We start from the raw sequence: 24,499 nt of genomic DNA on the forward strand, positions 1-24,499 counted from the left end.
TCTATTATCGTTTATCAATTCATTTAGCACCTCCACCCAATGCCTGATAGAGATTCACCACCGCCTGCATCTTATGGAAGTCATCGGTGATTTTCGACAACTGCGCATTGAGAAGACTCTGCTGAGCCGTAATCACTTCCAGATAGCTGCTGCCGGAACTCTTGAAGAGCAACTGTGTGTGCTCCACATTCTTCTTCAGCACGTCTATCTGCTGGGTTTCCAACGCACTCTTTTCGTTCGACGAATTGTATAGCACAAGAGCGTTCGACACCTCACTGCCCGCTTGCAAAACAGTATTCTGCCAAGTGTTGTAAGCCTGCTCGTATTGAGCTTCTGCCACACGCAGCCCTGCCGTCAGCTGTCCTTTCATAAAGATAGGCTGTACCAAGCTTCCAACAGCCGAGAGCAACCATTTTCCAGGATTGACGACTCCGCCTCCTGCACTGTTGGTAAACGTACCTGAGGGTGAAATCGTCAGACTCGGATAGAAGCGCGAACGGGCTGTCTGCACGTTGTAGAAACACTGTGCCAGATTCATCTCCGCCGCATGCACGTCAGCACGGTTGGCAAGGAGTTGGATGCCCACTCCCGTAGAGAACTCGCTCGGCAGCGACTGTTCCTCAAGCTTTCCGCGCGGAATTTGTTGTGCCGGCTGTCCGAGGAGCAGCGAAAGTGAGTTTTCCACTTCGCGTATCTGCCGTTTCATCTCTGCAGTCTGTGCCTGAACGGAATAGTAGTTCGCTTCCGCACTCTGCACACTCGTCGAGCGGGCACGTCCCAGTTCCATCTGCAGCTTCATCAAGTCCCACGTATCTTTCGTCAGCCTTGTCATGTCGCCCAATATATTGAGCTGACTGTCGAGCATCAGAAGGGTGTAGTACATGTTGGCAACATTCGAGATGATATTGCATTGCACAACGGTCTGATAATCTTTTGTCTGCAGGAGCGCCATTTGTGCCGAACGCTTTTGCGAAAGCAGATTGCCGAACAAATCGACATTCCAGCTGGCAGCGATTGGCAACTGATAGGTCTTCGATGCCTTGCCGCCGTCCCACGAGGCTATGGTTCCCTGCGGTGTGAAGGTGAACTGCGGAAGGAACGCCAGTTTGGCTGCCTTCAGCTGTGCCTCCACCATCTTCACGTTGAGTGCAGCATTGAGCATATTGACGTTGTTTCCAAGCGCCGTCTCAATATGGCGTTGCAGCAGCGGGTCGGTGAACACACTGCGCCACGGCAGGTTACCGAAACTCAACGTGTCGGTAGCCAGCAGCGTATCGGAAACGGATACTGCGTCACGAATCAAACCTGTCGTCTTCACATCCGGACGCTCATAGGTTCCGTACAGGCTTTTACAACTGACAACGGTCAATGCCGCAAGCCCAATCAGTAGGATATTCTTTTTCTTCATCATAGCTTATTCCTCCAGTTTATAATCTACGGGACGACCACTTGCATACTGCTCCAGTTCGCCAGCCAGGTCGGCATCTTCTTCCTCATCGAATTTCAACGGTGTGAACTTCTCCTGCAGGGACTGAAAGATGACAAACAATGCGGGCACTACAAATACCTGACAGATCGTACCTATCAACATACCACCGACGGCGGCGGCACCGAGCGTCTGGTTTCCGTTCTTGCCCACACCCGAAGCAAACATCATCGGGAGCAGACCGATCACCATTGCGAGCGAGGTCATCAGAATCGGACGCAGACGGGCTGCAGCTCCGAGCACTGCCGACCATAAGATTGCCATACCCGTCTGGCGGCGTTCCAAAGCGAACTGCACAATCAGGATGGCATTCTTCGCCAACAAACCAATCAGCATAATCAGCGAAATCTGCATGTAGATGTCGTTGGCATGACCGAACAACTGCGTGAACAGGAAGGCCCCTGCCAGTCCGAACGGTACGGAGAGAACCACCGACAAGGGCAGAATGTAACTTTCATACTGCGCTGAGAGAATCAGGTAGATGAAAATGAAGCAGAGCACGAAAATCAATGCCGTCGAGTTCGTCGAGCTGGCTTCCTCACGGGTCAGACCGGAGAACTCATAGGTATATCCTTGCGGCAGCATCTCCTGTGCCACTTCTTCCACCGCCTTGATAGCCTCACCCGTAGAATAGCCGCTGTTGACGGTAGCCGTCACGTTGATACTGGTGAAGAGGTTGAAGCGGTTGATGTTGGCAGGACCATACACGCGCTTCATGGAGCAGAACTCATTGATAGGAGCCATGCCATGCGGCGTGCGCACATAGATACTGTTCAACCCTTCAGGAGTCTTCCGACTTTCGGGGTCGCCCTGCACCATCACACGGTAGAGCTTACCATAGGCGTTGAAGTTCGAAGCATACAGACCTCCGTAATATCCCTGCAGCGTGGTAAGCACCAAGGAGGGCGAGATGCCCGATTGCTTACACTTTGCCACATCCACGTCAATCATATACTGCGGATAGTTCGGGTTGTAAGAGGTCATCGCCATCTGAATCTCCGGACGCTTGTTCAGCTCTGCCAGATACTGCATGGTGATGTTATAGAACTTGGTCAGGTCGCCGCCGGTCTTGTCTTCCATCACGATGCTCAGACCGTTCGACAGCGAGTAGCCCTGCACCATCGGCGGGGCAAACGCCAGAATCTGCGCATCCTTTATCTGGGCTGCCTGTTTATAAATCATACCCAGCACCATGTTGGCGTCCATCGGATTGATGACCCACGACATCAGCCAGTCTTTGAAACTGGATATCTCCGGTTTGCGCTCGGAGAAGGGTTTGAGTTTGATGATGAACGTCGCCTGGTCTGAACCGGCACCGGCAATAAAGTTATAGCCTTGCAACTGCTCGCGACTCTGAATGGCTGGGTTCGAAGCCAGCATCGAGTCCACCTGGTCGATAATCTCCTGGGTGCGTGCCACGCTGGTTGCAGGCGGCATGCTGACCATACAGAACAGTGTTCCCGTGTCTTCGTCGGGCACCAGACCGGTCTTCGTCGTTTTCATCGTAACCACCAGGGCAACGATACCTATCAATACGGCGATGCCGATAGCCATCGGCTTGCGCACGAGCTTCTCCACGCTCTTCTTATACTTGCCTTGTATCTTCTCATAAGAGGTGTTGAAAGCGGTGTGGAATCGCTCCACGCGGCTCATCTTGCGCTCCGTCCCGTCCTCGTTCTTCGGTTTCAGGAAGATGGCACAAAGTGCCGGAGACAGCGTCAGGGCGTTCAGAGCTGAGATGAAGATGCTCACCGCCATGGTCACACCAAACTCCCTGTAGAACGTTCCGGACGTTCCGCCGATGAACGACACCGGGATGAACACCGATGCCATCACGAGCGTGATGGAAATAATCGCACCAGAAATCTCATTCATCGCGTCGATACTTGCCGTCAGTGCACTCTTATAGCCCATATCGAGCTTGGCATGCACGGCTTCGACCACCACAATGGCGTCGTCCACCACAATGGCAATCGCCAGAAGCAATGCCGAGAGCGTGAGCAGGTTGATGGAGAAGCCGAAAATGCTCAGGAAGAAGAACGTACCGATGAGCGATACCGGCACGGCAATCATCGGAATCAACGTCGAACGGATGTCCTGCAGGAACACATACACCACGAGGAATACGAGCAACAGCGTGATGAACAGCGTCTTCACCACCTCCTCGATAGATGCGAAGAGGAATTCGGTCACGTCGTAATTGATTTTATAGACCATGCCCGGCGGGAAGTTCTTGGCTTGATTCTCCAACTCTTTCTTCACTTCGCTGGCAATCTGTGTCGCGTTCGAACCGGCAATCTGCTGCACCATACCCATCACTGAGGGCTTGTTGTTGTTCTTCATGGACACGCTGTACTGCAATCCGCCCAGTTCTATCTTCGCCACATCCTTCAGTTTCAGCGTCTGACCGCTCTGGTCGCTGCTGATGATGATGTTGCCGAACTCCTCGGCGGTCTTCAGTCGTCCGCGGTAACGCATGGTATATTCGAACGCCACGTTGCTCTGCTCACCGAACGCGCCGGGAGCCGCCTCGACGTTCTGCTCTGCCAGTGCACCGGTGATGTCGGTCGGCATCAAGCCATACTGCTTCATCACCTCGGGCTTCAGCCAGATACGCATCGAATAGGTTTTCATACCGGGCGACTGCACGTCACCCACACCCTGGATACGCTTCAGCGCCGGCACGATGTTGATGTTGGCATAGTTGGTCAGGAACTCGTCGTCATAGCGACCGTCGGAGGTCAGCGTGTACATGATGACCTGCGAGGTCTGGCGCTTCATGACGGTCACACCGACGCGCGTCACCTCGGCAGGCAGCAACGCCTGCGCCTGGCTCACACGGTTCTGCACGTTCACCGCACACATGTCGGCATTGGTTCCCTGACGAAAATAGATTTGGATGCTCGCCGAACCGGCATTGGATGCCGACGACGTCATGTAGGTCATGTTCTCCACACCGTTGATACTCTCCTCCAGCGGTGCGAGCACGGAGTTTTTCACCGTCTCGGCATCGGCACCCTGATAGGAGGTATAGACCACTACCGTCGGCGGGGCGATGTCGGGATACTGCTCTATCGGCAGCGATACGAGTCCGATGAATCCCAGAATGACGATTAGCACGGAGATAACCGTCGAGAGTACCGGACGTTTTATGAATGTTGTAAATGTCATGTTTTCTCGTCTTTGGTTATCTTATCATTTATTTCATGGCATCGCCGAACTTGCTCGGAGAACTCTGGTTCTCACCCAGTTTCTCTGCCTCTGCCACCTTTTTCTCATACTGCTCGGGGGTGATGGGTTTGATTTCCATATCGTCGCTGAGCTTCGTCAGTCCGTTGGTCACATACTTGTCGCCGACCTTCAGGCCGCTCGTCACGACATAGTTCATGCCATCATTGTGCGGAGCCACCGTGATTTCAGTATATTTCACCTTGTTTTTCGCTCCGAGCACATACACGAAATACTTGTTCTGCACCTCCATCACGCACTGCTGCGGAATGACGATGGAGTTGGAGGCGGTTTTCGGAATGATAATCGAACCGGAACCGCCGCTCTTCAGCAACCCCTGGGGGTTGGGGAAACGGGCAATCATCGACACGGCACCCGTGGCAGCATCAATGACACCGCTCACCTTCGACACGTGTCCCGCCTGGTTGAAAATCGTACCGTCAGCCAACTGAAGTTTCACTTCGGGGAACTCGGCAATCGCATTCTTCATGCTGCCGGAGGTCTTCGACATCTCCAGCATGTCTTTTTCCGCCATCGAGAAATAAACTTCCATCACGCTGTTGTTCGAAACCGTGGTCAGTGCGGGCTGAACCGAGGGGCTCACCAGCGTTCCAACCTTATACGGCAGACTGCCGATGATGCCGCTTGCAGGGCTCTTCACATAGCAGAAGCTCAGCGCCTCGCGCGCTGCCGAAAGGGAAGCCTGCGCCTGTGCCAACTGTGCCTGCGCACTTTCATAGGTGTTCTTTGCCGTCTGAAGTTCATAATTTCCGATGACGCTGCTCTCAAACAGTTTCTGACTGTTGTCGTAAGTCAGCTTCGCCGTATTCACCTGCGCACGAGCCGTGTTTACCGCAGCCTGCGCCTGGCGCACTTGTGCCTGCGACGGACCGTCGTCAAGTGCGAAGAGCATCTGACCGGCACCTACCGACTGACCTTCCTGAACATACACGCGGGTGATAAACCCAGTCGTCTTCGGACGTATCTCCACGTCCTGAACACCCTTGATGGTTGCCGGATACGACGTCTGCAAGTCGGCATTCGACGTGCCGACCGTCTTCACGGGAAACTCATTGTCGCCAAAATTGGGCATGCCACCCTTCTTTCCACCACAGGAAACCAACAGGGCTGCCATCGCTGCCACAAGCAAAATTCTGTCTTTTTTCATCTCAATAATATGTTTTAATTTTGTCGTTATCTGAAAACTTCTTTGTTGTATTTAAGTTTTTCAAGGTGCAAAAATAATAGGTTATTTCCAAAAAACCACATTTTTGCCTTCACATTTAACATATATTGGCGAATATTCGACTGTTTTCATGGCGCACACAAGCACCATCAGGGCAAAGTAATAAATTAAAATTAAGAGTTAAGAATTAAGATTAAGTGTTCCCAGAATTCCCAGCCAGTTTTCTTTATTCTTGCAGAAATCGCAGATTTTTCTTACCTTTGCAGCGAGAAAGCGTGAACAACCGATGAAACTATATTCCGATGCCGAACTGGCGCAACTGTTAGACCAGCCGATATTCCACACGATTTCCGCCGTCGCCGACGAGATGGGGGTGGAGTGTTATGTGGTGGGTGGCTACGTGCGCGACATCTTCCTCGAACGCCCGTCGAACGATATTGACGTGGTGGTCGTGGGCAGCGGCATCGCCGTGGCACAAGCCCTCAAACAACGATTGGGGAAAAAGGCAATCCTCTCCGTCTTCCGCAATTTCGGAACGGCGCAGGTGAAAGTAAAAGGAGGGCTTGAAATTGAGTTTGTCGGAGCTCGGCGGGAGAGCTATAGCCACGACTCGCGGAAACCGATTGTGGAGGACGGAACGCTCGAGGACGACCAGAACCGTCGCGACTTCACCATCAATGCGATGGCGATTTGCCTGAACAAAAAGCGCTTCGGCGAACTCGTCGATCCGTTCGGAGGTCTCGACGACCTGGAGGACGGCATCATACGCACACCGCTCGACCCTGATGTCACTTTCTCCGACGACCCGTTGCGCATGCTCCGCTGCATACGCTTCGCTGCCCAGCTGAACTTCATGATTGAAGAAGAGACGTTCGACGCACTCGAAAGGAATGCCGAACGGCTGCACATCATCAGTGGGGAGCGCATCGCCGACGAACTGAACAAAATCATGATGACCGCCACACCGAGCAAAGGCCTGTACGACCTCTATCGCTGTGGGCTGCTCCAAATCATCCTGCCCGAACTCTGTCAGCTCGACCTCGTGGAGACCCGCAACGGGCGTGCCCACAAGAACAATTTCTATCATACCCTCGAAGTGTTGGACAATGTGGCAAAAGCCTCCTCCAATCTCTACCTTCGCTGGGCGGCTCTGCTCCACGACATCGGGAAACCAAAGAGCAAACGGTGGGACAACCTCGCGGGGTGGACGTTCCATAACCATAACTTCATCGGGGCAAAGATGGTGCCGGGCATCTTCCGCAGACTAAAGCTGCCGATGGATGCAAAGATGAAATATGTGCAGAAACTGGTCGACCTGCACATGCGTCCCATCGCCATTGCCGACGATGGTGTGACCGACAGTGCCGTGCGACGCTTGCTGAACGATGCGGGCGACGACATCGACGACCTTATGACGCTTTGCGAAGCCGACATCACCAGTAAGAACAGTCAGCGAAAGGCACAGTTCCGGGAGAATTTCCGCATCGTGCGCGAGAAACTGACTGACCTGAAAGAGAAAGACTATAAACGGCTTCTGCAGCCGTGCATCAACGGCAACGAAATTATGGAAATGTTCCATCTGAGCCCCGGCATCGAGGTTGGCGCTCTGAAACAATGCCTCAAGGATGCCGTGCTCGATAACCGCGTGCCCAACGAGCGGGAAGCACTCATGGAACTGCTGAAGAAAAAGGCTAAACAAATGGGACTCGACGCCAAATGAGGGCCCCTCCCTAACCCTCCCCCAAATGGGGAGGGAACGCCTGACGGGGGAAAACAATCTCTATTCATCATTCTTCATTCATTTGTGATGTAGGGGCGGATCGGCGTATCCGCCCGCAAATAAACAATCTGTGTAATCGGCGGTTAACAAAAAAGACCCTGAGCAATTACGCCCAGGGTCTCTTCATCTTCTATATTCGGGATTTACTTAAAGATACCATTCTTTCCTGTCGTTGCTCTACGCATACCAGTCTTCACATAGATGCTGTGCTGCTGCCAGCTCAATCCGAGGTAATCGTGGTGGATATTGAGATAGAAGGCATTATCGTTCCATGTGCCATAGTTTGCAAAACGGAATACATTACGAATTGCATTTTGTGACAGTCCTGGACCGAAGTTTAAGAAACCGCCTTTTTTACCTTTTATTAAATCCTGATACTCTTCTTCTTCAGCAGCAGTCCGCGAACTGCCTTTCCCTTTCAATTCCCAATAACGCTGATAATCAGCATAATTAAAATTATAATAATCCAAATGACTATTTGTGCTTGTCAGGGTTCCGTTTTGGTCATAAGTATATTTATAGAAACGGGTACCATATAGCTCATTCTGGTCATTTCCACTAGTACTGGAGTTTCCGAAATAGTTAAACATCAACGGAGTTCTTGTCCAATAATAGCCCTGCGAGCCTACAAGCGTCAGCGTTGGTTCACCAGTACCTTCTATCAACATCTCCTCTGTTGTCTCCTCCCCCACTTGGTCGCTATAAGCAATCGGATATTTAACTGTTGTCTTTACTGCCGTCTGCTCATTATCATATTCGAATCGTCCGAGACACGGTACGAAGAAATAGTCATCAATGTTTTTCCCGTCTTGGTCTGGTCTCCAACAAGTTGCCATTCTTCCATCATTACTATAACGCTTGCGGAAGTTGAACGGAGGTGCCATATAACGCAGGTTGTATTGCTGACCCATCATCTTCAACCGAATAAAGTTTTTGGTATCCTCGTCAACATCGAAATGGTCGAGTGCATCGGTTGGATATGGCGCACTTAAACTTTCCACATCATTAGGAGAACTGTCATCATGCTTTGGCCAATAAACTATCTGATCAATTGGTTTATCAGCATTATAAGCAGCCAGCGGTCCACTTATAATCTTATCTTTCTTCAAGAGCCATACACCACCATAGCATACGGTTCCGCCACCATTATACTCTTCGAGAATCCATGGTGTCTTATTGTCGTAATAGGGGTCACCGAATACAACATAGAAACTCATTTCATTAGCATTTAACACACTATCTTTCCAGATTTTTTCTGCCGGTTGGTCACGACGCTTACCTTTACGTATTTTTGCTTTCAATCTACTACTTGCGTCCTGACTTCTATTAATATACATGTGCGTATTATCGCCATTGAATGACCAAACGCAAATATCCTCTACCTGATAAGAGTTATAGAACCAGCTATTTGAGTGTTTTTGGTCTTCGGTCGGAGCGCCATCAGTCTGGTACGCATCGTTGTGAACAGGATATGGGATGCCTAAATTTTCTGCACCTTTCCAGAACCAATCCGTAGCTCCCCACATATAATATTCTTTGAACGGGAATACTAATTGCGTAGGTGAATCAGTAATATCCAACCTATGTCTCATATAATAATAGGTATTGGGCTCACAAATAATATCATAAGTTTTCTCTATCGTAGTGATTTTCTCCTCATAAGAAGGTGTCCACTGCGCACCGTGTGTTGTAGTTTGTTCCAGATAAAGAGCTACTTCATACTCTATCTTTAACTTATAGTTTCCTGGTTGCAAGACCATGAAAGCACGGTTTTTATCTGGGTCTCTCACTTCCTTGATGGGGAATCCGTTGTTTTGTGCTACTGCTGGAGACAATTCGCCGTTGTCAACTTTCTGCACGTCTTCTCCACAATAGACAGTGATGACGTTTCCGCCATTTGAGGTACGTGTTTCGTCGTTCAATTTTTGGTAATTTTCACCTTCCTTATTGAAGTTATACGTTCCACAGATGTTTTTATTTTGCAATTCAGTAATCTTGACTTTCCTCACTCGACAGTACTCAGTTGCTGGAGCAACATTTGTACGCGGCTCAAAATAAATATAAGAAGCCTCGTGGTTACCCAGATATTCATCTTCGTCAGTAGAGTTGATTTTACCGGTTTTGAAGTTGAAACGGTATTTCAACTCACCCAGTTTCTTTGCAACACCCCATGCAGCATCACCGCAAGCAGCATAGTGCTCAGAGTTGTTGGCTTTCTTTTGTACCTGTTCAGAAGTAATAGTAACCACATTCGGGTCTTCACTCGTTCCAGTATAACGCACCTCGTAGGTTTCGTCATAATAGCCACCGTCGAAATAGAAGTCAGCCCAATTGTCGTCAGTTTTGATTTGCATATCAACCGAACTAACCCATTCGCCATCTTTATTTACCCAAATATTGTCGCCTTCTACCCATGAAAATTTTCCATTGGCAGCCATCGCGATTTTTTTCAGGCCGTTCAGGAAGCTGGGTCCATCATTTGAACCGTCAACGCTTGCAACGACAGCGGGCGTAACAACTTCACTCGAACCGAAACATGTCATTTTCGAATGATCCAATGTGGTTTTTTCTGGCTCCACATTTTCAGAACAAGCTATAAAGGACATTGCCACAATCGCAGCCATCATCCACAAGCTATACATTTTCTTTGATTTCATCGTCTTTTAAATTATATGTTTTACTTTTTAAATACTACGAAATTCTGTCTAAAAGATAGCATTTATTGCTTTTTGAATTCTCTCCACGCAAAATTTGTTTTAGACGTGTCATCATCAGAGTTGTCACCTTCCATATCCTCCCAGGTGAACCCTTTTGCTTCCTCAACGCCACCACCGGGAACAGAGCCACCAGCACCGCCAGAGCCTTGAGTTGAATACTTTGCCAACGGAGCTTCTTCCTCTACATGTACAACCTCCATAAGGGGTTTCATATACATTGCTTTTCTTTTCATAACACTGTATTTTAAAAATGTTGTTTTGTCTTTAGTTTATTTTACCTCCATGCTCCATTCCGAAACAGGGAGGGACACTGCGTTATCGCAGTCAGAGAGCATCTTCCAACCACCAAACATTCGGCAAAGAATATTAACAATTGAAAATACACTCACTTTTCGGGATGCAAAGATAAAATAAAAGTTTAATACCTTAATCTATTTTATAGAGAAATTACCCCCCCCCATTTTGGTTTTTTAACACAATTAACGTAATTTTTAATGTATTATTGCGGTTAATGACGTGATACGCAGGCGTTATGGTCCCTCCCTAACCCTCCCCTAAGAAGGAAGGGAACGCCTGACGGGAGGAGTGTAAATCCAGCCGAGCGAAAGGGGATATACGAAGCATGGGAACCCCACCCCTTCCCCTCCCCTGAGAAGGGAGGGGAACGCCTGACGGGGGAAGCCACTAACTTCACTCCCCTCCCATCGCCGAGGGGAGGGGCAGGGGTGGGGTGGTAAAACAACCTCCAATCATCATTCTAAATTCATTTGTGGTATAGGGGCGAATCAATGTATCCGCCCGCAAAGAAACAATCTGTGTAATCAGCGAAATCTGCGGTCAACAAGATTCGGGCGGATACGCCGATCCGCCCCTACGGGAGAGAACAATCAGTTCTCCTTTTGCTTTTTATGAATGAAGCGTATCCGTGCCACCTGGGTGTCGAACCGCACTTGCAGGGAGTCTCTGAGTATGCGCAGCCGTGTGACGTCAGAGAGTTGTTGCGCGGTGGCTGTCCCCACCTGTTTAGCGGCTTCTGCCTGTATGCGCGCCTGCTCATACTCTTTGTTGACCCGCTGCAGGAACGTGTCGGTATGCATAAGGTCTTTCTGTGCTTTTTTCAGGACTGCGTTCTGATATATCCTCAGTGCCTTCTTCCGCGCATTGAAAGCTTTAGGATAGTCCCGTCGCAGTGAGTTGATGAGCACCAGCGCCTCGTCGTACTGCCCTTGCTGATAGGCACTTTCTATCTGGCGGAGCATCTTCTCGCCCCGCTCCTCTGCCGACGGACGACAGGACACCATCATGACGGTCAATACCGCAAAAGAAATCAATATCTGTTTCATGCCTGCAAAGATAATGAAAAATTCAAATAAATTTGGTTTTTCGCTCGCTTATTAAAGAAAAATCTCCCGCTCGAAAAAAGAAACTTATTCCTTTTTTGCTCACTTATCCGATTTTTTCGTAACTTTGCACGAAAATAAGATGAAAGATATGAGCACAGGAGAACAATTCCGAAGTGCATTGGCTGAATGCCGCTCGCTCTTTGAGAAAAAACTGCACGACTATGGGGCGTCGTGGCGCATCCTGCGTCCGGAGTCGCTGACCGACCAGCTTTTCATTAAAGCCAAGCGTATCCGCTCGCTCGAAATCAAAAAGGAAGCGAAGGTGGACGAGGGCATCAGACCTGAGTTTATTGCGCTGATCAACTATGGCATCGTAGGATTGATTCAGCTGGAACGTGGCTACGTGGACAAGGTGGACCTGTCGAACGAAGAGGCGATCGCCCTCTATGACCACTTCGCCAGCGAGGCGCTCGAACTGATGCTGAAAAAGAACCACGACTACGACGAGGCATGGCGCTCTATGCGTATCAGCAGTTACACGGATTTCATCCTGACAAAGATACAGCGCATCAAGGAACTGGAAGACCTGAAAGGTGCGGCACTCGTCTCGGAAGGGGTTGACGCCAACTACATGGACATTATCAACTATGCCGTGTTCGGTGTCATCAAACTGTCGGAAGAATAAGGATTACGAATAATGAATGTCAGACGAATAGCCGTCAACGTATGCCGCATCATCCTTGCGATGACCTTTATCTTCTCGGGATTCGTGAAGGCTGTTGACCCACTGGGCACGCAATACAAGATACAGGACTACCTAGGGGCGCTGTCGCTGCACGACGTCTTGCCCGACTGGCTGACATTATGCACATCCGTCGGACTGGCAGCACTGGAGTTTTGCCTCGGTATTTTCCTGCTCTTTGCCATCCATCGCCGCGTGGTGTCGAAGATGGTGCTGGTGCTCATGGCTGTCATGACGCTCATCTCGCTGTGGCTGGCGATATGGAATCCCGTGAAGGACTGCGGATGCTTCGGCGATGCAGTCACACTGACCAACGGACAGACGCTGCTAAAGAACCTGTTGCTGCTTGCAGCAGCCATCGTCGTCTGGAAATATCCGCTGGACATGATGCGGTTCATTTCGAAGACCAACCAATGGATTGTCATCAACTATACGGTGGTGTTCATCCTCGTGGTCAGCGCATGGTGCCTGTATGACCGACCGATATTCGACTTCCGTCCCTACCATATCGGAGCGAACATCCGCGAAGGAATGGAGATTCCGGAAGGAGAACAAGGACCGCAGTTTGAGACGACGTTCATCCTGGAGAAAGACGGCGTGCAGAAAACGTTCACGCTCGACGAATACCCAGACTCGACCTGGACGTTCATCGACAGCAAGACCGTGCAGACGGCAGAAGGATATGTTCCTCCGATACACGACTTCAGCATCGTGAGACGCGACAACGATGAAGACATCACGGAGGAGGTCGTCAGCGACAAGGGATACACATTCCTGCTGATTGCACCACAGCTCGACAAGGCAGACGACTCGAACTTCGGCGACATCGACCAGATATATGAATATTGTCTGGAGCACCAATATCCCTTCTACTGCCTGACTGCCAGCAGCGACGATGCGGTCAGGGAATGGACGGAGCGCACGGGAGCCGAATACCCGTTCTGCACGACCGACGAGACGACGTTGAAAACCATCATACGGAGCAACCCTGGACTGCTGCTGCTGAAAGACGGACAGATTATCCGCAAGTGGAGCCACAACAGACTGCCGGAGCTGAAAGCGCCGCTTGCCACATCGGAATACGGCAGCCTGCCGGCAGAAAGCGTTTCGGGAAAAATCATCCGAATCCTGCTGTGGTTCGTCCTGCCGCTCCTGCTTCTGGCTATTGCCGACCGGCTGTGGGCATGGACACAATGGGTGAAGAAGAAAGAAAATGAAATAAAAACAACTATAAAAAAAGAAACATCATGAGAAAGAAAATCGTTGCAGGAAACTGGAAAATGAACATGAACCTGCAAGAAGGTATCGACTTGGCTAAAGAACTTCAAGAAATGCTGACAGCAGAGAAGCCCAACTGTGACGTGGTCATCTGTACACCGTTCATCCACCTGGCTTCCATCGCACAATTCCTCAACCAAGACCTCATCGGACTTGGAGCAGAGAACTGCGCCGACAAAGACAAAGGAGCCTATACGGGTGAGGTATCGGCAGAAATGGTGAAGAGCACCGGAGCCAAATATGTCATCATCGGACATTCTGAACGACGCGAATACTACCACGAGACACCGGAGATTCTGAAAGAAAAGGTGCTGCTCGCCCTGCAAAAGGGACTGAAGGTCATCTTCTGCATCGGCGAATCGCTGGCAGAACGCGAGGCTGGAAAACAGAACGAAGTGGTGAAGGCTGAGCTCGAAGGAAGTGTTTTCAACCTGACGGCAGAGGAGTTCCGGAACATCGTTATCGCATACGAACCCATCTGGGCAATCGGAACAGGCAAGACTGCCACCGCAGAGCAAGCGGAGGAGATTCACGCCTACATCCGTTCGACGGTTGCAGAGAGATACGGAAACGAAGTGGCTGAACAAACGTCCATCCTCTATGGAGGCAGTTGCAAGGCAAGCAATGCACCGGAACTCTTTGCAAAACCCGACATCGATGGCGGACTGATTGGAGGCGCATCGCTGAAAGCAGCCGACTTCAAAGGCATCATCGACGCTTGGAAATAACATGCCGGCAAGCGGAGGCATGCAAATCGCTGCCACACCGCTTCAATCTATAAAACAATGAATTATGAATAAAATAGTCGTAACGCTATTGCTGACCTTCTCCTGCATGGCAACCGCCCATGCACAGACATTCCTGGAGCACCTGCAGAAAAAGCAGCAGGGGCAAGGGACGGTGACCGTCACACAGAGCAAAGACTTGGATTATCTCATCAACGGAGTGCCTAAGCCAAAAGTGGACAAGGATTCACTGAAAAAGGACACCGTCCAGAAAGAGGTTGTCAAAGACTCTACAGTCACCGAGAAGCCCCATAGAAGACTCGTCAGAAAAGAACGGGAACCGAACGATGAAAGCACGGAAACGATGAAAGTCGATAACCGAAAGAAAATCATGCGTGGCACACATAAAGTCAACGGCTATCGCGTGCAGGTCTTCTCCGGAGGCAACACCCGTGCGGACAGGGAAAAGGCGCATCAAGCCATGAACCGGGCAAAACAGAACTATCCAAGTCTGCCCGTTTACACGCACTTCTTCTCACCTCACTGGAAATGTCTGGTGGGTAACTTCATCGAATACAAGGAAGCCGAGAAAGTGCTGAGGCAGATGAAAGCACTCGGATTCAAGCAGGCGATTATCGTCAAGAGCAAGATTTCCGTCCATTGATTATCCTTACACATTATTATATATATGAATCCAGAAATTGAATTCCGTCCAGGACTCGAAGAACTGGCGGAACACTATAAAAAGATTATCACCCTGCTGGGGGAAGACCCCGAGAGAGAAGGACTGCAGAAAACGCCTATGCGTGTGGCAAAAGCCATGCAGATTCTCACACGCGGCTACCTGCAAGACCCGAACAAAGTGCTCACCGATGCACTCTTCGAGGAGAAATACAACCAGATGGTTATCGTCAAGGACATCGACTTCTTCTCCATGTGCGAGCACCACATGATTCCCTTCTACGGGAAGGTGCATGTGGCATATATCCCCAACGGCTACATCACAGGGCTAAGCAAGATTGCCCGCGTGGTGGATATCTTCAGCCACCGCCTGCAAGTGCAGGAACGGATGACGCAGGAAATCAGGGAGTGCATCGAACAGACGCTCCACCCCATGGGCGTGATGGTTGTCGTGGAAGCAAAACACATGTGCATGCAGATGCGCGGCGTGGAGAAACAAAACGCCATCACGACGACGAGCGATTTCTGCGGAGCGTTCAACCAAGCCAAAACACGCGAGGAGTTCATGAACCTGCTACGCGGAGAATCAAAGAGAATTTAACACATCACTTAATACCATAGAATCATGAAAAAAATCAAGTCCAACCTTTTCATCCTAACCTGCATGGCAGTGATAGTCTCCATGACTGCCTGCCTCGGCAATGACGACGAAAACGACATCCCATACGAAAACCTGACACCTGCTGAGAAGAAAACAGCCATTCAGGCTATTAAGGGAACGTATTCGGGCAAGGTGTTCTTTTACAATCCTTACGCAACAACCACAGCGGAGATAGACTCCGCCGAGGTGAACTGGACCGTCACTGAGACCGACTCATTGTTCCAGACCAACAACATTCCCGTTTCCATCTTTGCCAACTATGTGGATGACATGAACCACAAGAACATCCTACAAGCGGGCGGGAACGTGAAATTCCAAACCACCGTGCATCCAAACAACATCGAACGGACAAGCGACAAGGTCTATTACCTGTTCTCGTTGAAGGACGACAACTCCCTGGCAACCACCATTCAACACGAGGGAGTGCCACACTCGGTGACTGTCAACTTTGCGAACATCATCTATTTCTATGATTCCCATAACGTCTCGCGCGCCTATTTCCCGTATGCAGACTACTGGTTGAACAAATTCATGCTGAGGCTTTATGTCAGCTCTATCGTGATTGACGGATTCACTTACGACATCATCAACTCGCAGAAGATAAAGACATTCACCTTCAGCGGAACTAAATAAAACACGCATCTGAATATGAAGTTCATTTCATGGAACGTCAACGGACTGCGGGCATGCGTCGGGAAAGGATTTGAAGACATCTTCCGGACGCTCGATGCCGATTTCTTCTGCCTGCAGGAAACCAAGATGCAGGAAGGACAGCTCGACATCCATTTCGACGGCTATCGCTCCTACTGGAACTCTGCCGAGAAGAAAGGCTATTCGGGGACGGCTGTCTTCACCAAGCATCAGCCCCTCAGCGTGAGCTACGGCATCGGTATTGACAAGCACGACCACGAAGGACGAGTCATCACACTGGAAATGGAACGATTCTTCCTCGTGACGGTCTATACCCCCAACTCGCAGGACGAACTGCGACGACTCGACTATCGCATGAAATGGGAAGATGACTTCCGGGCGTATCTCATGGAACTGGACAAGCGAAAGCCCGTCATCGTCTGCGGAGACCTCAACGTGGCACACGAGGAAATTGACCTGAAAAACCCAAAGTCCAACCGGCGCAACGCCGGCTTTACCGATGAAGAGCGCGGGAAATTCACCACGTTGCTCGACAGCGGATTTGCCGATACGTTCCGTTCACTCCACCCCACCCAAATCACCTACTCCTGGTGGTCGTACCGCTTCCAGGCACGGGCAAAGAATGCGGGGTGGCGCATTGACTATTTTGTGGTGTCCAACAGACTGATGGACAACGTGGAAGAGGCAAACATCCATACCGACATCATGGGTTCCGATCACTGCCCGGTGGAAATTATATTGAACGACAGTTCGATATAAGAATCAATGCGGACTCGATATAAAAAAAACGCAAATATGTTTGACAATTTGAAAAAATATGTTTATATTTGCATCCATATAGAGTTCATTAACTATCATTAATCATCAAAAACAAATTTATTATGAAAAAAGTATTAGTTGGTATGTTCATCGCTCTGATGGGCGTGTTCATGGTATCTTGCTCTAACGGTGGTGGCATCGAGAAAGCAAAAGAAATTATCAACGAGCTGAAAGCTGACGGTGCAAAATTGGATAAAGAAGGTCTGAAGGCTAAAATGATGGAATTCGCAGAAGCCCTGAAACCAGAGATGACAAAGATTGCTGATATGATGAAGGAAGTAGAAAAAGATCCTTCTAAAGCAGGAGAAATGATGCAAAAACTGGAAGGTCTCAAAGAGATTGAGCCCCTTATGAACGAATTTGAGAAGATTGCTGAAGAAATTCCTGCAATGAAAGAACTGGAAGCTGACGACGAGTTCAAAATGAAATTCCAAGAAGCACTGGGTATGCCAGAAGGTCTATAAACAGAGACTTCTTAAAAACAGAAACAAAGGGCAGGAATTCCTGCCCTTTTCTTTTTTTACCAATCACAGTCCACGGGACTCACCCTTTGTTCACCCGGCTTGCAGAGAGACGGGAACGACCAACCGCACACGCACGGGCTGCCCGTCGAGCTTACCCGGTTGCCATGCCGGCATGTTGCGCAAGACACGCACCAGCTCACGATCCACCACTGGTGAGATAGGTTTCAGAATGGAAAAGTCCGATAATGTGCCATCTTTCTCTACCACGAAAGTCGTTATCACCCTGCCCGACGATTGCATCCCCTCAGGAAGACGCATGCGAGTGGAGATATACGGGGCAATCCCCTGCCCATCAAAGCTGAACACTGGCATCTCGTCCACCGCCGTATGGATTTTCATCGAATCGGGCAATGACGCGATACTCTCCTCCGAAACGGAAGATTCCAATCCCTTCACACCCTTTTTCTTCTGAGCTTTCATCTCGCCTCGCAACAACCGCTTGGCATCTTTTGTAAGAAACGGGCTTATTTCTTCCAACGGCAAGATCACCAGCTCTTGGTGCTGTCCTTCCTCCCCTCCCGAAGTAAAGCCGAACATGACACCACCGTTCACCAAACAAGCATCAAGCGAAAAGGTCTGATTCTCCATGCTAATCTCTGAAATACCTGCCTCATAGAGGAGCCGCTCCATCAAAGCAACCCGCAGCTCCATGTCATTCAACATGCGCATACTCAGGATATCTGCCACTGTCAGTATCCGCTCGTTGAGCAAATCATACGTAATCAGTTGCTGATAGAGGGTTGCTCGCTCCGAAGTGTCTTTGGGTTCAACGTAGCGGAATGCCCGCAATGAGACATATCCGCGCTCGTCATAAGCCACTTCCTTCAAATCGCAGGTAACATAATAGGTTTTCAGGCTCCCATCTTCCGGAACAGTCTCCAAAGGGGTACCCATATCCTCAAGGAACTGCTGGCAGGCAGAATGCAGAGAAGCTCCTTCCATTTGGAAAAGACGCTTGCAAAGATGCGACTGCAAGGACTGAAGGGTGGAACCGTTCAACTGCTCGGGCCACTCAAGGTCTAATCGGACAAAATTGAGGTGATTGCCATGCTTTCTCAGTTGCCGGTCTTGCACATAGCTGACCCGAAAGCCGTCTTTCCAGGACTTGCCCGTGCTTTGCCCGAACAAATCTGCCAAACAGAAGACCATGCAACAGCATACCAAGAAGCAAATACGTCTTCCCATACGCTTAGTCTGGCATCTCCATATTTCCCGAGAAACGGATTGTCTCGCGGCTGTTTGACACTACGTCTATCGTTGACGAGCCATTGTCGAAGATATCTACCGTATAGACATACTCCGCCTCGTCGTTGACAATATCCATGTGAACGACCATGCGGTCGGACTTCACCTGCTCGGCAGCATAACGCAATATCCGCCCATCGAAGTTCAAAGCCTTCCCACCGCCATAGGGCACGCTGTAGGCACGTCCGAAATAAGGCAGGTAGGACGTCACCGTATCGCCCTTTACCTTTAGGTAGTAGGGCGTTGACAACTGCATGGGACTGGCTCCCACCGGATAAACATAGTTCACGTTGATTTTGAAATCCTTCGCCTCTATACCTTTCTTCACTGCCTCAGCTTCCTTCACCTGCCGCTCGGCACGCGCCTGTCTGGTAGCCTCCGACGTGGCGCAACCGACGCATATAGCTGCCATCACCGCCACAAACCATATTTTCTTCATCATAAATACTCCTTTCTTTTACGATTCACGTTACACATTATTATATATATAGAAGACCGATTGGCATGCGCTTCACATCCCGTCGCCGCCTCCGTCATTTGCAAAAATAGCAATTGTTTTCGGAAACGACAAGAAAAAGGCGGAAATTTAGGGTTTCCCCTATGTCGCTTTGGGGAAATCCCCTTTGCCGCTTTGCGAAAACCAACTACATTTGCATCGTGGTTCATACCGAAAAAATCGGTCGTAAAAAACCGCAACTGACAATTTTATTGTATATTTGCAACGAAAAACAAAAAGAAGAAGCGTATGAAAAAGATGATGGTATTATCATTCGGTGCACTGTTGATGATGAGCAGCTGTGGTACCTATGCGGGTTCCGGCGCCTATACGGGAGCAACGTTAGGCTCAATCCTAGGCTCGGCTATCGGCGGCATCAGCGACGGGTATCGTGGCAGCCATTTGGGAACAATCATCGGTATGGCTGGCGGAGCAGTTATCGGTGGTGCTATCGGGCAGGCTAAAGATCAGGCTGACCGCCAGGAAGTGCACGACCGCTATGAGCAGATACAGCGACGGAAAGCACAGGAGCGTGCCTACGAAGACGGCTATCAGGATGGTTACAAGCAGGGAACCTATAAGGACGAGAGCGGATATGACCCGACGAACAGCGGCGACGACCGCCTCTACGACTTCCACAGCAACGACTACACGGGCGACTACAGCGCTTCTGAGCCACGCACGATGAACCCCAGTGCGTCAAGCGTGGAAGAGCTGACGACGGGTTATGACGTAAACAACCAGCTGGAGATTCGCAACGCGCGCTTTGTTGACGACAACCGCGACAACACGCTGAGCTCAGGCGAAATCAGCAAAGTGATTTTCGAAGTGGTGAACACCTCCGACCACATGTTCTACGACATACAGCCGACCGTGATTGAAGCGAATGGAAACAAGCGCATCTACATCTCGCCCAGCGTGCACGTAGAACGCCTGGCACCCGGAAAAGCCATCCGCTATACGGCTATGGTGAAAGCCGGAAAACTGAAAGACGGCACGGCAACGTTCTGCCTCTCGGTGCTGCAAGGCAACAGACAGATGTCGAAAGTATCGGAATTCACTATTCAGACGCGCAGATAGCATCCCGACGCATACGACGCTGTTCGAACAGGAACGACTGTCAGAATGAAGTAAGTCCCAAAGGTCCTTGTCCGACTTTTGGGGCTTTTTCTTTTCACGATTTCCCACTTCCGCCAGCAAAAACTCCCAAGGCTATCTGCAACATGTTGACAACTCTGTCATAAAATTCACCCCCAACCGCCCCTCTCATCGCCCACCCAAGACAAAACCGGTTCTGCATATTTATACACAAACGAAGGGACGGAATGTTAAAATACAAAACACTGGAAATCAGCACATTAGAAAGGCGTTTCCAAAAGTGCCACTTTTAGCTTGCAAAAGTGGCACTTTTAGGAGCTAAAAGGGGAACTTTTGGAGTGCGAAAGTGGCACTTTTGGAAAGCGAAAGTTCAACTGTATATTTATATGCCCGTTTCTGTATTTTTATGCACACCGATTGTTCCCAAATAAATGGAGGAACCGGGTGGGGGAAAATGGCTGTTGAGATGAAGAATACAAGCCCCGTTTTTTCGAGTTTAGCGGCGTTTTTTACTTTTGCTCTTGCCTTTCCGTTTCTTGGATTTCAGTTGAGCCTTCTTTTTCTTATACTTCGCCGAGCTGCTCTTCCGATATTTCTTGCTGGGTTTGTAGGCTACTTTCGTCCGATAGACCTCCCCTTCTCCGATGACGTTGACCTCCACTTGGGCTATTCCCTGTGAGAGGATGCCCAGTTCTTTCGCCGCTCCCCACGACAGGTCGATGATGCGCCCTCTGCCGAAAGGTCCGCGATCGGTTACTCGCACCACCACCTCGCGCCCGTTGGCAGGATTCTTCACGTGGAGAATCGTTCCGAAGGGGTGTGTCCGATGTGCGCAGGTCATGCTGTCGTGGTGCAGTTTCTCCCCACTGGCAGTCATGGCACCTGTTGCCCGCTTCGAATAGTAGGAAGCGACGCCCCGCTGCTGTGCATGAGCCGACAGGCTGCAGCCGACAAGCAAAAAACTCAGAAAGTATTTCATAAGAAAACAAAAAGTCCCCTTCCTTTTTTATTTCGGAAGAGGACTTTTTTATTGAATGATTAGATGATACCCTGCTCAAGCATAGCCGTTGCCACCTTCATGAAGCCTGCGATGTTAGCACCCTTCACGTAGTCGATGGTTCCGTCAGCCTGTGTACCGAACTTCACGCACTGCTCGTGGATGTTTTCCATGATCCAGTGGAGCTTGTCGTCAACTTCTTTACCTGACCAGTTCAGGTGAGCAGCGTTCTGTGTCATTTCGAGACCAGAAGTAGCCACACCACCGGCGTTCACTGCCTTACCCGGAGCGAAGAGCACACCGTTCTTCTGGAAGAAGTGGATTGCGCCCGGCTGGCATCCCATGTTAGATACCTCGCAGCAGCACCAGCAGCCATTAGCCTTCAGTTCTTTAGCGTCGTCTTCGCTCAGCTCGTTCTGGAATGCGCAAGGAAGTGCGATGTCGCAAGGAATGCTCCATGCTTTCTTGCCAGCAGTGAACTGTGCTTTGCCTGGGAACTTGGTAGCCATGTCTTCAACCTTGTTGCGGTTAGAAGCACGCATGTCGAGCATGTAGTCGATCATTTCGTCGGTGATTCCTTCAGGAATATGGCATACGCCGTCCGGTCCAGAGATAGCAATTACCTTAGCACCGAGTTCCTTTGCTTTCTTGGCAGCACCCCAAGCCACGTTTCCGAAGCCAGAGAGAGCGATTGTCAGACCCTTGATGTCTTTGCCTGCCTTGTGGAGAAGGTGTTCTGTGAAGTAGAGAGCACCGTAACCAGTAGCCTCAGGACGGAGGATAGAACCACCCCAAGTCTCACCCTTACCAGTGAGGACACCAGTGTGATACTGACGAGAGAGCTTCTGATACATACCGTTCAAGAAACCGATTTCGCGTCCACCAACACCTACGTCACCAGCAGGGATGTCCTGATCGGGACCGATATTATGACGGAGTTCGAGCATGAATGCCTGGCAGAAACGCATGATTTCAGCGTCAGACTTGCCCACTGGGTCGAAGTCAGAACCACCTTTACCACCACCCATAGGCAGTGTGGTGAGCGCATTCTTGAATGTCTGCTCGAAACCGAGGAACTTCAGCATGGAAGGAGTCACAGCCTTGTGGAAACGGAGACCGCCTTTGTACGGACCGATAGCGCTGTTGAACTGTACACGATAACCGAGGTTGGTCTGAACCTCACCCTGGTCGTCAACCCAAGTTACACGGAAAGTGAAGATACGATCGGGCTCTACGATGCGCTCGATAATCTTTGCTTTCTCGAATTCGGGATGCTGGTTGTAAACTTCCTCAACTGACTCAAGCACCTCGCGAACAGCCTGAAGGTACTCTGATTCACCTGGATGCTTCTGCTCCAAGTTCTGCATGATTTTCTCAACGTTCATAATTGTAAATTTGATGATTAAAATTAATATTGTATTAGATGCTACAAAATTAAGACTTAAAAATGAAACAGCCAAGAAATTCCTCGGGTTTTTTATCGGCAAATCACGTTTTTCGGTTGCTTTTCGATTGCATCTCGATGTGTGGGCTGTCGCATTTCAAAAACGAACGGCGCACCATCGTTTTTCACTTTAAAACCAAAAAAGACAAAAAACAAATCTTTTTGTCAGAAAAAATGGCGTTTCAAAAACGCTTTGCTTGCTGTTATCGCACACACAAAAACTTGATTTATGTCAAGAAAACGCCACTTTTTGCAATAAAAACATCACTTTTCTTGGACATATCCCTCAAAAAAGGATATATTTGCATCGTGTTTTTCATAGTATTAGATTTAAGGTTAACAAAGATTGGACTACAGCGGTAGTCCTTTTTTCATGCCCTTTTCTTTACCCTCAATCCTTCTACGCCCTACCTATTTATTGGTTTTCTGCGAAATTCTGCACCATGTTTTTAACAAAAAATTTGTTTATTTGAAATAAAATAAGTACTTTTGCGTTATTAAAGTAACTATAACTATTATCATTAAACTTATCTTAATATGAAAAAGTATTTAGCAGAAATGGTCGGCACGATGGTGTTGACATTGATGGGCTGCGGTGTCGCAGTGAGTTTAGGATGTGATCCGACAGGCAACATTCCTGCCGTTGTAGGAACAGCTTTGGCTTTCGGTCTCTCCGTAGTAGCCATGGCATACGCCATTGGCGGAATTAGTGGATGCCATATCAATCCGGCAATCACGCTTGGTGTATTCCTGAGTGGTCGCATGAATGCGAAAGATTGCGCAATGTACATGATTTTCCAAGTGATTGGTGCCATCATCGGCGCTGCACTGCTCTACTTGTTGACTTCAACAAGTGACGGTGCGATTGTAGGTACTGGCGCAAACGACCTGCAACTTGGCGTAACAGCCATCGGCGGTCTGCTTGCAGAGATTATCTTCACCTGCGTATTCGTGCTCGTGGTGCTCGGTGCAACTTCAAAGACCAATGGTGCGACCAACAACTTCGCTGGTCTGGCAATCGGTCTGGCACTCGTTCTGGTTCACCTCGTCTGCATCCGCTACACCGGTACATCCGTCAATCCGGCACGCTCTATCGGTCCGGCTATCTTCCAGGGAGGCACAGCACTGACCAACCTTTGGATCTTTATCGTAGGTCCGTTTATCGGTGGTGCCTGCGCAGCATGCATCTGGAAACTGATTGAACCGTCTGATAAAGAGTAAGTAATACGACCAACAGATAAGAAAAATAAGAGTAGGACATGCCTTTGGCAACAAATCCTACTCTTTTTATTTTTAATCTTATATCTGGCTGAAAAATTCTTTCTCATTGAGAAAAATCAGAAAGGACGGCCTGTTTCACGCAGTCTTTTTCTGTTACGGGTTTCTACAAACTTTAAC

General features: G+C 49.5%; 21 protein-coding genes. 11 read left to right on the plus strand and 10 right to left on the minus strand.

Annotation, left to right across the window (positions count from 1 at the left end; all coding sequences use genetic code 11):
- Nucleotides 1–19: 19 nt before the first annotated feature.
- Genes GRF55_RS09370 through GRF55_RS09380 form a run of 3 tightly spaced genes read right to left on the minus strand, consistent with a single transcriptional unit; the run spans nt 20 to nt 5,882 of the window.
- The gene (locus GRF55_RS09370; protein WP_220369692.1) at nt 20–1,408 is read right to left on the minus strand and encodes a TolC family protein; all 1,389 of its coding nucleotides are present in this window, start codon (nt 1,406–1,408) and stop codon (nt 20–22) included.
- A gap of 6 nt (nt 1,409–1,414) precedes the next feature.
- Complete coding sequence (locus tag GRF55_RS09375) at nt 1,415–4,657, minus strand: efflux RND transporter permease subunit (protein WP_220368153.1); 3,243 nt, start codon at nt 4,655–4,657, stop codon at nt 1,415–1,417.
- A 28-nt stretch (nt 4,658–4,685) separates the two neighbouring features.
- A complete protein-coding gene (locus GRF55_RS09380) occupies nt 4,686–5,882 on the minus strand; it encodes an efflux RND transporter periplasmic adaptor subunit (RefSeq protein WP_220368154.1) in 1,197 nt (398 codons plus the stop codon).
- Nucleotides 5,883–6,186: 304 nt separating this feature from the next.
- Here GRF55_RS09380 and GRF55_RS09385 point away from each other — a divergent pair, with 304 nt between their 5' ends.
- Complete coding sequence (locus GRF55_RS09385) at nt 6,187–7,620, plus strand: CCA tRNA nucleotidyltransferase (protein WP_220368155.1); 1,434 nt, start codon at nt 6,187–6,189, stop codon at nt 7,618–7,620.
- A 203-nt stretch (nt 7,621–7,823) separates the two neighbouring features.
- Here GRF55_RS09385 and GRF55_RS09390 read toward each other — a convergent pair whose 3' ends face one another.
- The 3 genes from GRF55_RS09390 to GRF55_RS09400 form a co-directional block, all read right to left on the minus strand.
- On the minus strand, nt 7,824–10,322 hold the full coding sequence (locus GRF55_RS09390; protein WP_220368156.1) for a hypothetical protein: 2,499 nt from the start codon (nt 10,320–10,322) through the stop codon (nt 7,824–7,826).
- Nucleotides 10,323–10,399: 77 nt separating this feature from the next.
- Nucleotides 10,400–10,630: a hypothetical protein gene (locus tag GRF55_RS09395; RefSeq protein ID WP_220368157.1), complete on the minus strand. Its 231-nt coding sequence runs from the start codon at nt 10,628–10,630 to the stop codon at nt 10,400–10,402.
- Between the two features lie 654 nt (nt 10,631–11,284).
- Complete coding sequence (locus GRF55_RS09400) at nt 11,285–11,740, minus strand: hypothetical protein (protein WP_220368158.1); 456 nt, start codon at nt 11,738–11,740, stop codon at nt 11,285–11,287.
- Nucleotides 11,741–11,879: 139 nt separating this feature from the next.
- Here GRF55_RS09400 and GRF55_RS09405 point away from each other — a divergent pair, with 139 nt between their 5' ends.
- The 8 genes from GRF55_RS09405 (at nt 11,880) to GRF55_RS09440 (ending at nt 17,761) form a co-directional block, all read left to right on the plus strand.
- Nucleotides 11,880–12,425 carry a DUF1599 domain-containing protein gene (locus GRF55_RS09405; RefSeq protein WP_220368159.1) on the plus strand — a complete coding sequence of 182 codons (546 nt, stop codon included), beginning with the start codon at nt 11,880–11,882 and terminating at the stop codon, nt 12,423–12,425.
- Nucleotides 12,426–12,437: 12 nt separating this feature from the next.
- Nucleotides 12,438–13,733, plus strand: a complete 1,296-nt coding sequence (locus GRF55_RS11850) for a BT_3928 family protein (RefSeq protein ID WP_220368160.1) — start codon at nt 12,438–12,440, stop codon at nt 13,731–13,733.
- Nucleotides 13,730–14,488 carry a triose-phosphate isomerase gene (gene tpiA / locus GRF55_RS11855; protein ID WP_220368161.1) on the plus strand — a complete coding sequence of 253 codons (759 nt, stop codon included), beginning with the start codon at nt 13,730–13,732 and terminating at the stop codon, nt 14,486–14,488. The genes GRF55_RS11850 and tpiA overlap by 4 nt, the downstream gene beginning before the upstream one ends.
- A 64-nt stretch (nt 14,489–14,552) precedes the next feature.
- Nucleotides 14,553–15,149 carry an SPOR domain-containing protein gene (locus GRF55_RS09420; protein ID WP_220368162.1) on the plus strand — a complete coding sequence of 199 codons (597 nt, stop codon included), beginning with the start codon at nt 14,553–14,555 and terminating at the stop codon, nt 15,147–15,149.
- Nucleotides 15,150–15,173: 24 nt separating this feature from the next.
- On the plus strand, nt 15,174–15,767 hold the full coding sequence (gene folE, locus GRF55_RS09425) for a GTP cyclohydrolase I FolE (RefSeq protein WP_220368163.1): 594 nt from the start codon (nt 15,174–15,176) through the stop codon (nt 15,765–15,767).
- Nucleotides 15,768–15,791: 24 nt separating this feature from the next.
- The gene (locus GRF55_RS09430) at nt 15,792–16,460 is read left to right on the plus strand and encodes a DUF4840 domain-containing protein (protein ID WP_220368164.1); all 669 of its coding nucleotides are present in this window, start codon (nt 15,792–15,794) and stop codon (nt 16,458–16,460) included.
- Between the two features lie 15 nt (nt 16,461–16,475).
- On the plus strand, nt 16,476–17,237 hold the full coding sequence (locus GRF55_RS09435) for an exodeoxyribonuclease III (RefSeq protein ID WP_220368165.1): 762 nt from the start codon (nt 16,476–16,478) through the stop codon (nt 17,235–17,237).
- Nucleotides 17,238–17,359: 122 nt separating this feature from the next.
- On the plus strand, nt 17,360–17,761 hold the full coding sequence (locus GRF55_RS09440; RefSeq protein WP_220368166.1) for a hypothetical protein: 402 nt from the start codon (nt 17,360–17,362) through the stop codon (nt 17,759–17,761).
- Nucleotides 17,762–17,851: 90 nt separating this feature from the next.
- Here GRF55_RS09440 and GRF55_RS09445 read toward each other — a convergent pair whose 3' ends face one another.
- Entirely contained in the window at nt 17,852–19,006 is a 1,155-nt protein-coding gene (locus GRF55_RS09445) for an energy transducer TonB (protein WP_220368167.1), read from the minus strand.
- Between the two features lie 4 nt (nt 19,007–19,010).
- A complete protein-coding gene (locus tag GRF55_RS09450) occupies nt 19,011–19,508 on the minus strand; it encodes a DUF4251 domain-containing protein (RefSeq protein WP_220368168.1) in 498 nt (165 codons plus the stop codon).
- A 303-nt stretch (nt 19,509–19,811) separates the two neighbouring features.
- Between GRF55_RS09450 and GRF55_RS09455 the strand changes: the two genes are divergently transcribed.
- Nucleotides 19,812–20,642 carry a hypothetical protein gene (locus tag GRF55_RS09455; protein ID WP_220368169.1) on the plus strand — a complete coding sequence of 277 codons (831 nt, stop codon included), beginning with the start codon at nt 19,812–19,814 and terminating at the stop codon, nt 20,640–20,642.
- A gap of 514 nt (nt 20,643–21,156) precedes the next feature.
- Here GRF55_RS09455 and GRF55_RS09460 read toward each other — a convergent pair.
- Nucleotides 21,157–21,639, minus strand: coding sequence for a septal ring lytic transglycosylase RlpA family protein (locus GRF55_RS09460; protein ID WP_220368170.1), 483 nt, complete (start codon nt 21,637–21,639; stop codon nt 21,157–21,159).
- A gap of 59 nt (nt 21,640–21,698) precedes the next feature.
- Complete coding sequence (gene gdhA / locus GRF55_RS09465; RefSeq protein ID WP_220368171.1) at nt 21,699–23,042, minus strand: NADP-specific glutamate dehydrogenase; 1,344 nt, start codon at nt 23,040–23,042, stop codon at nt 21,699–21,701.
- Between the two features lie 596 nt (nt 23,043–23,638).
- Between gdhA and GRF55_RS09470 the strand changes: the two genes are divergently transcribed.
- Nucleotides 23,639–24,322: an MIP family channel protein gene (locus tag GRF55_RS09470; RefSeq protein ID WP_220368172.1), complete on the plus strand. Its 684-nt coding sequence runs from the start codon at nt 23,639–23,641 to the stop codon at nt 24,320–24,322.
- The last annotated feature ends 177 nt before the right edge of the window (nt 24,323–24,499 follow it).

The sequence above is a fragment of the Prevotella sp. Rep29 genome (assembly GCF_019551475.1).
In the GTDB taxonomy this organism is placed as follows: Bacteria; Bacteroidota; Bacteroidia; order Bacteroidales; family Bacteroidaceae; genus Prevotella.

Bases quoted from the DNA above. Each gene is read 5' to 3' on its own strand.
- GRF55_RS09370 (WP_220369692.1), bottom strand. From the start codon at position 1,408: ATGAAGAAAAAGAATATCCTACTGATTGGGCTTGCGGCATTGACCGTT.
- GRF55_RS09375 (WP_220368153.1), bottom strand. From the start codon at position 4,657: ATGACATTTACAACATTCATAAAACGTCCGGTACTCTCGACGGTTATC.
- GRF55_RS09380 (WP_220368154.1), bottom strand. From the start codon at position 5,882: ATGAAAAAAGACAGAATTTTGCTTGTGGCAGCGATGGCAGCCCTGTTG.
- GRF55_RS09385 (WP_220368155.1), top strand. From the start codon at position 6,187: ATGAAACTATATTCCGATGCCGAACTGGCGCAACTGTTAGACCAGCCG.
- GRF55_RS09390 (WP_220368156.1), bottom strand. From the start codon at position 10,322: ATGTATAGCTTGTGGATGATGGCTGCGATTGTGGCAATGTCCTTTATA.
- GRF55_RS09395 (WP_220368157.1), bottom strand. From the start codon at position 10,630: ATGAAAAGAAAAGCAATGTATATGAAACCCCTTATGGAGGTTGTACAT.
- GRF55_RS09400 (WP_220368158.1), bottom strand. From the start codon at position 11,740: ATGAAACAGATATTGATTTCTTTTGCGGTATTGACCGTCATGATGGTG.
- GRF55_RS09405 (WP_220368159.1), top strand. From the start codon at position 11,880: ATGAAAGATATGAGCACAGGAGAACAATTCCGAAGTGCATTGGCTGAA.
- GRF55_RS11850 (WP_220368160.1), top strand. From the start codon at position 12,438: ATGAATGTCAGACGAATAGCCGTCAACGTATGCCGCATCATCCTTGCG.
- tpiA (WP_220368161.1), top strand. From the start codon at position 13,730: ATGAGAAAGAAAATCGTTGCAGGAAACTGGAAAATGAACATGAACCTG.
- GRF55_RS09420 (WP_220368162.1), top strand. From the start codon at position 14,553: ATGAATAAAATAGTCGTAACGCTATTGCTGACCTTCTCCTGCATGGCA.
- folE (WP_220368163.1), top strand. From the start codon at position 15,174: ATGAATCCAGAAATTGAATTCCGTCCAGGACTCGAAGAACTGGCGGAA.
- GRF55_RS09430 (WP_220368164.1), top strand. From the start codon at position 15,792: ATGAAAAAAATCAAGTCCAACCTTTTCATCCTAACCTGCATGGCAGTG.
- GRF55_RS09435 (WP_220368165.1), top strand. From the start codon at position 16,476: ATGAAGTTCATTTCATGGAACGTCAACGGACTGCGGGCATGCGTCGGG.
- GRF55_RS09440 (WP_220368166.1), top strand. From the start codon at position 17,360: ATGAAAAAAGTATTAGTTGGTATGTTCATCGCTCTGATGGGCGTGTTC.
- GRF55_RS09445 (WP_220368167.1), bottom strand. From the start codon at position 19,006: ATGGGAAGACGTATTTGCTTCTTGGTATGCTGTTGCATGGTCTTCTGT.
- GRF55_RS09450 (WP_220368168.1), bottom strand. From the start codon at position 19,508: ATGATGAAGAAAATATGGTTTGTGGCGGTGATGGCAGCTATATGCGTC.
- GRF55_RS09455 (WP_220368169.1), top strand. From the start codon at position 19,812: ATGAAAAAGATGATGGTATTATCATTCGGTGCACTGTTGATGATGAGC.
- GRF55_RS09460 (WP_220368170.1), bottom strand. From the start codon at position 21,639: ATGAAATACTTTCTGAGTTTTTTGCTTGTCGGCTGCAGCCTGTCGGCT.
- gdhA (WP_220368171.1), bottom strand. From the start codon at position 23,042: ATGAACGTTGAGAAAATCATGCAGAACTTGGAGCAGAAGCATCCAGGT.
- GRF55_RS09470 (WP_220368172.1), top strand. From the start codon at position 23,639: ATGAAAAAGTATTTAGCAGAAATGGTCGGCACGATGGTGTTGACATTG.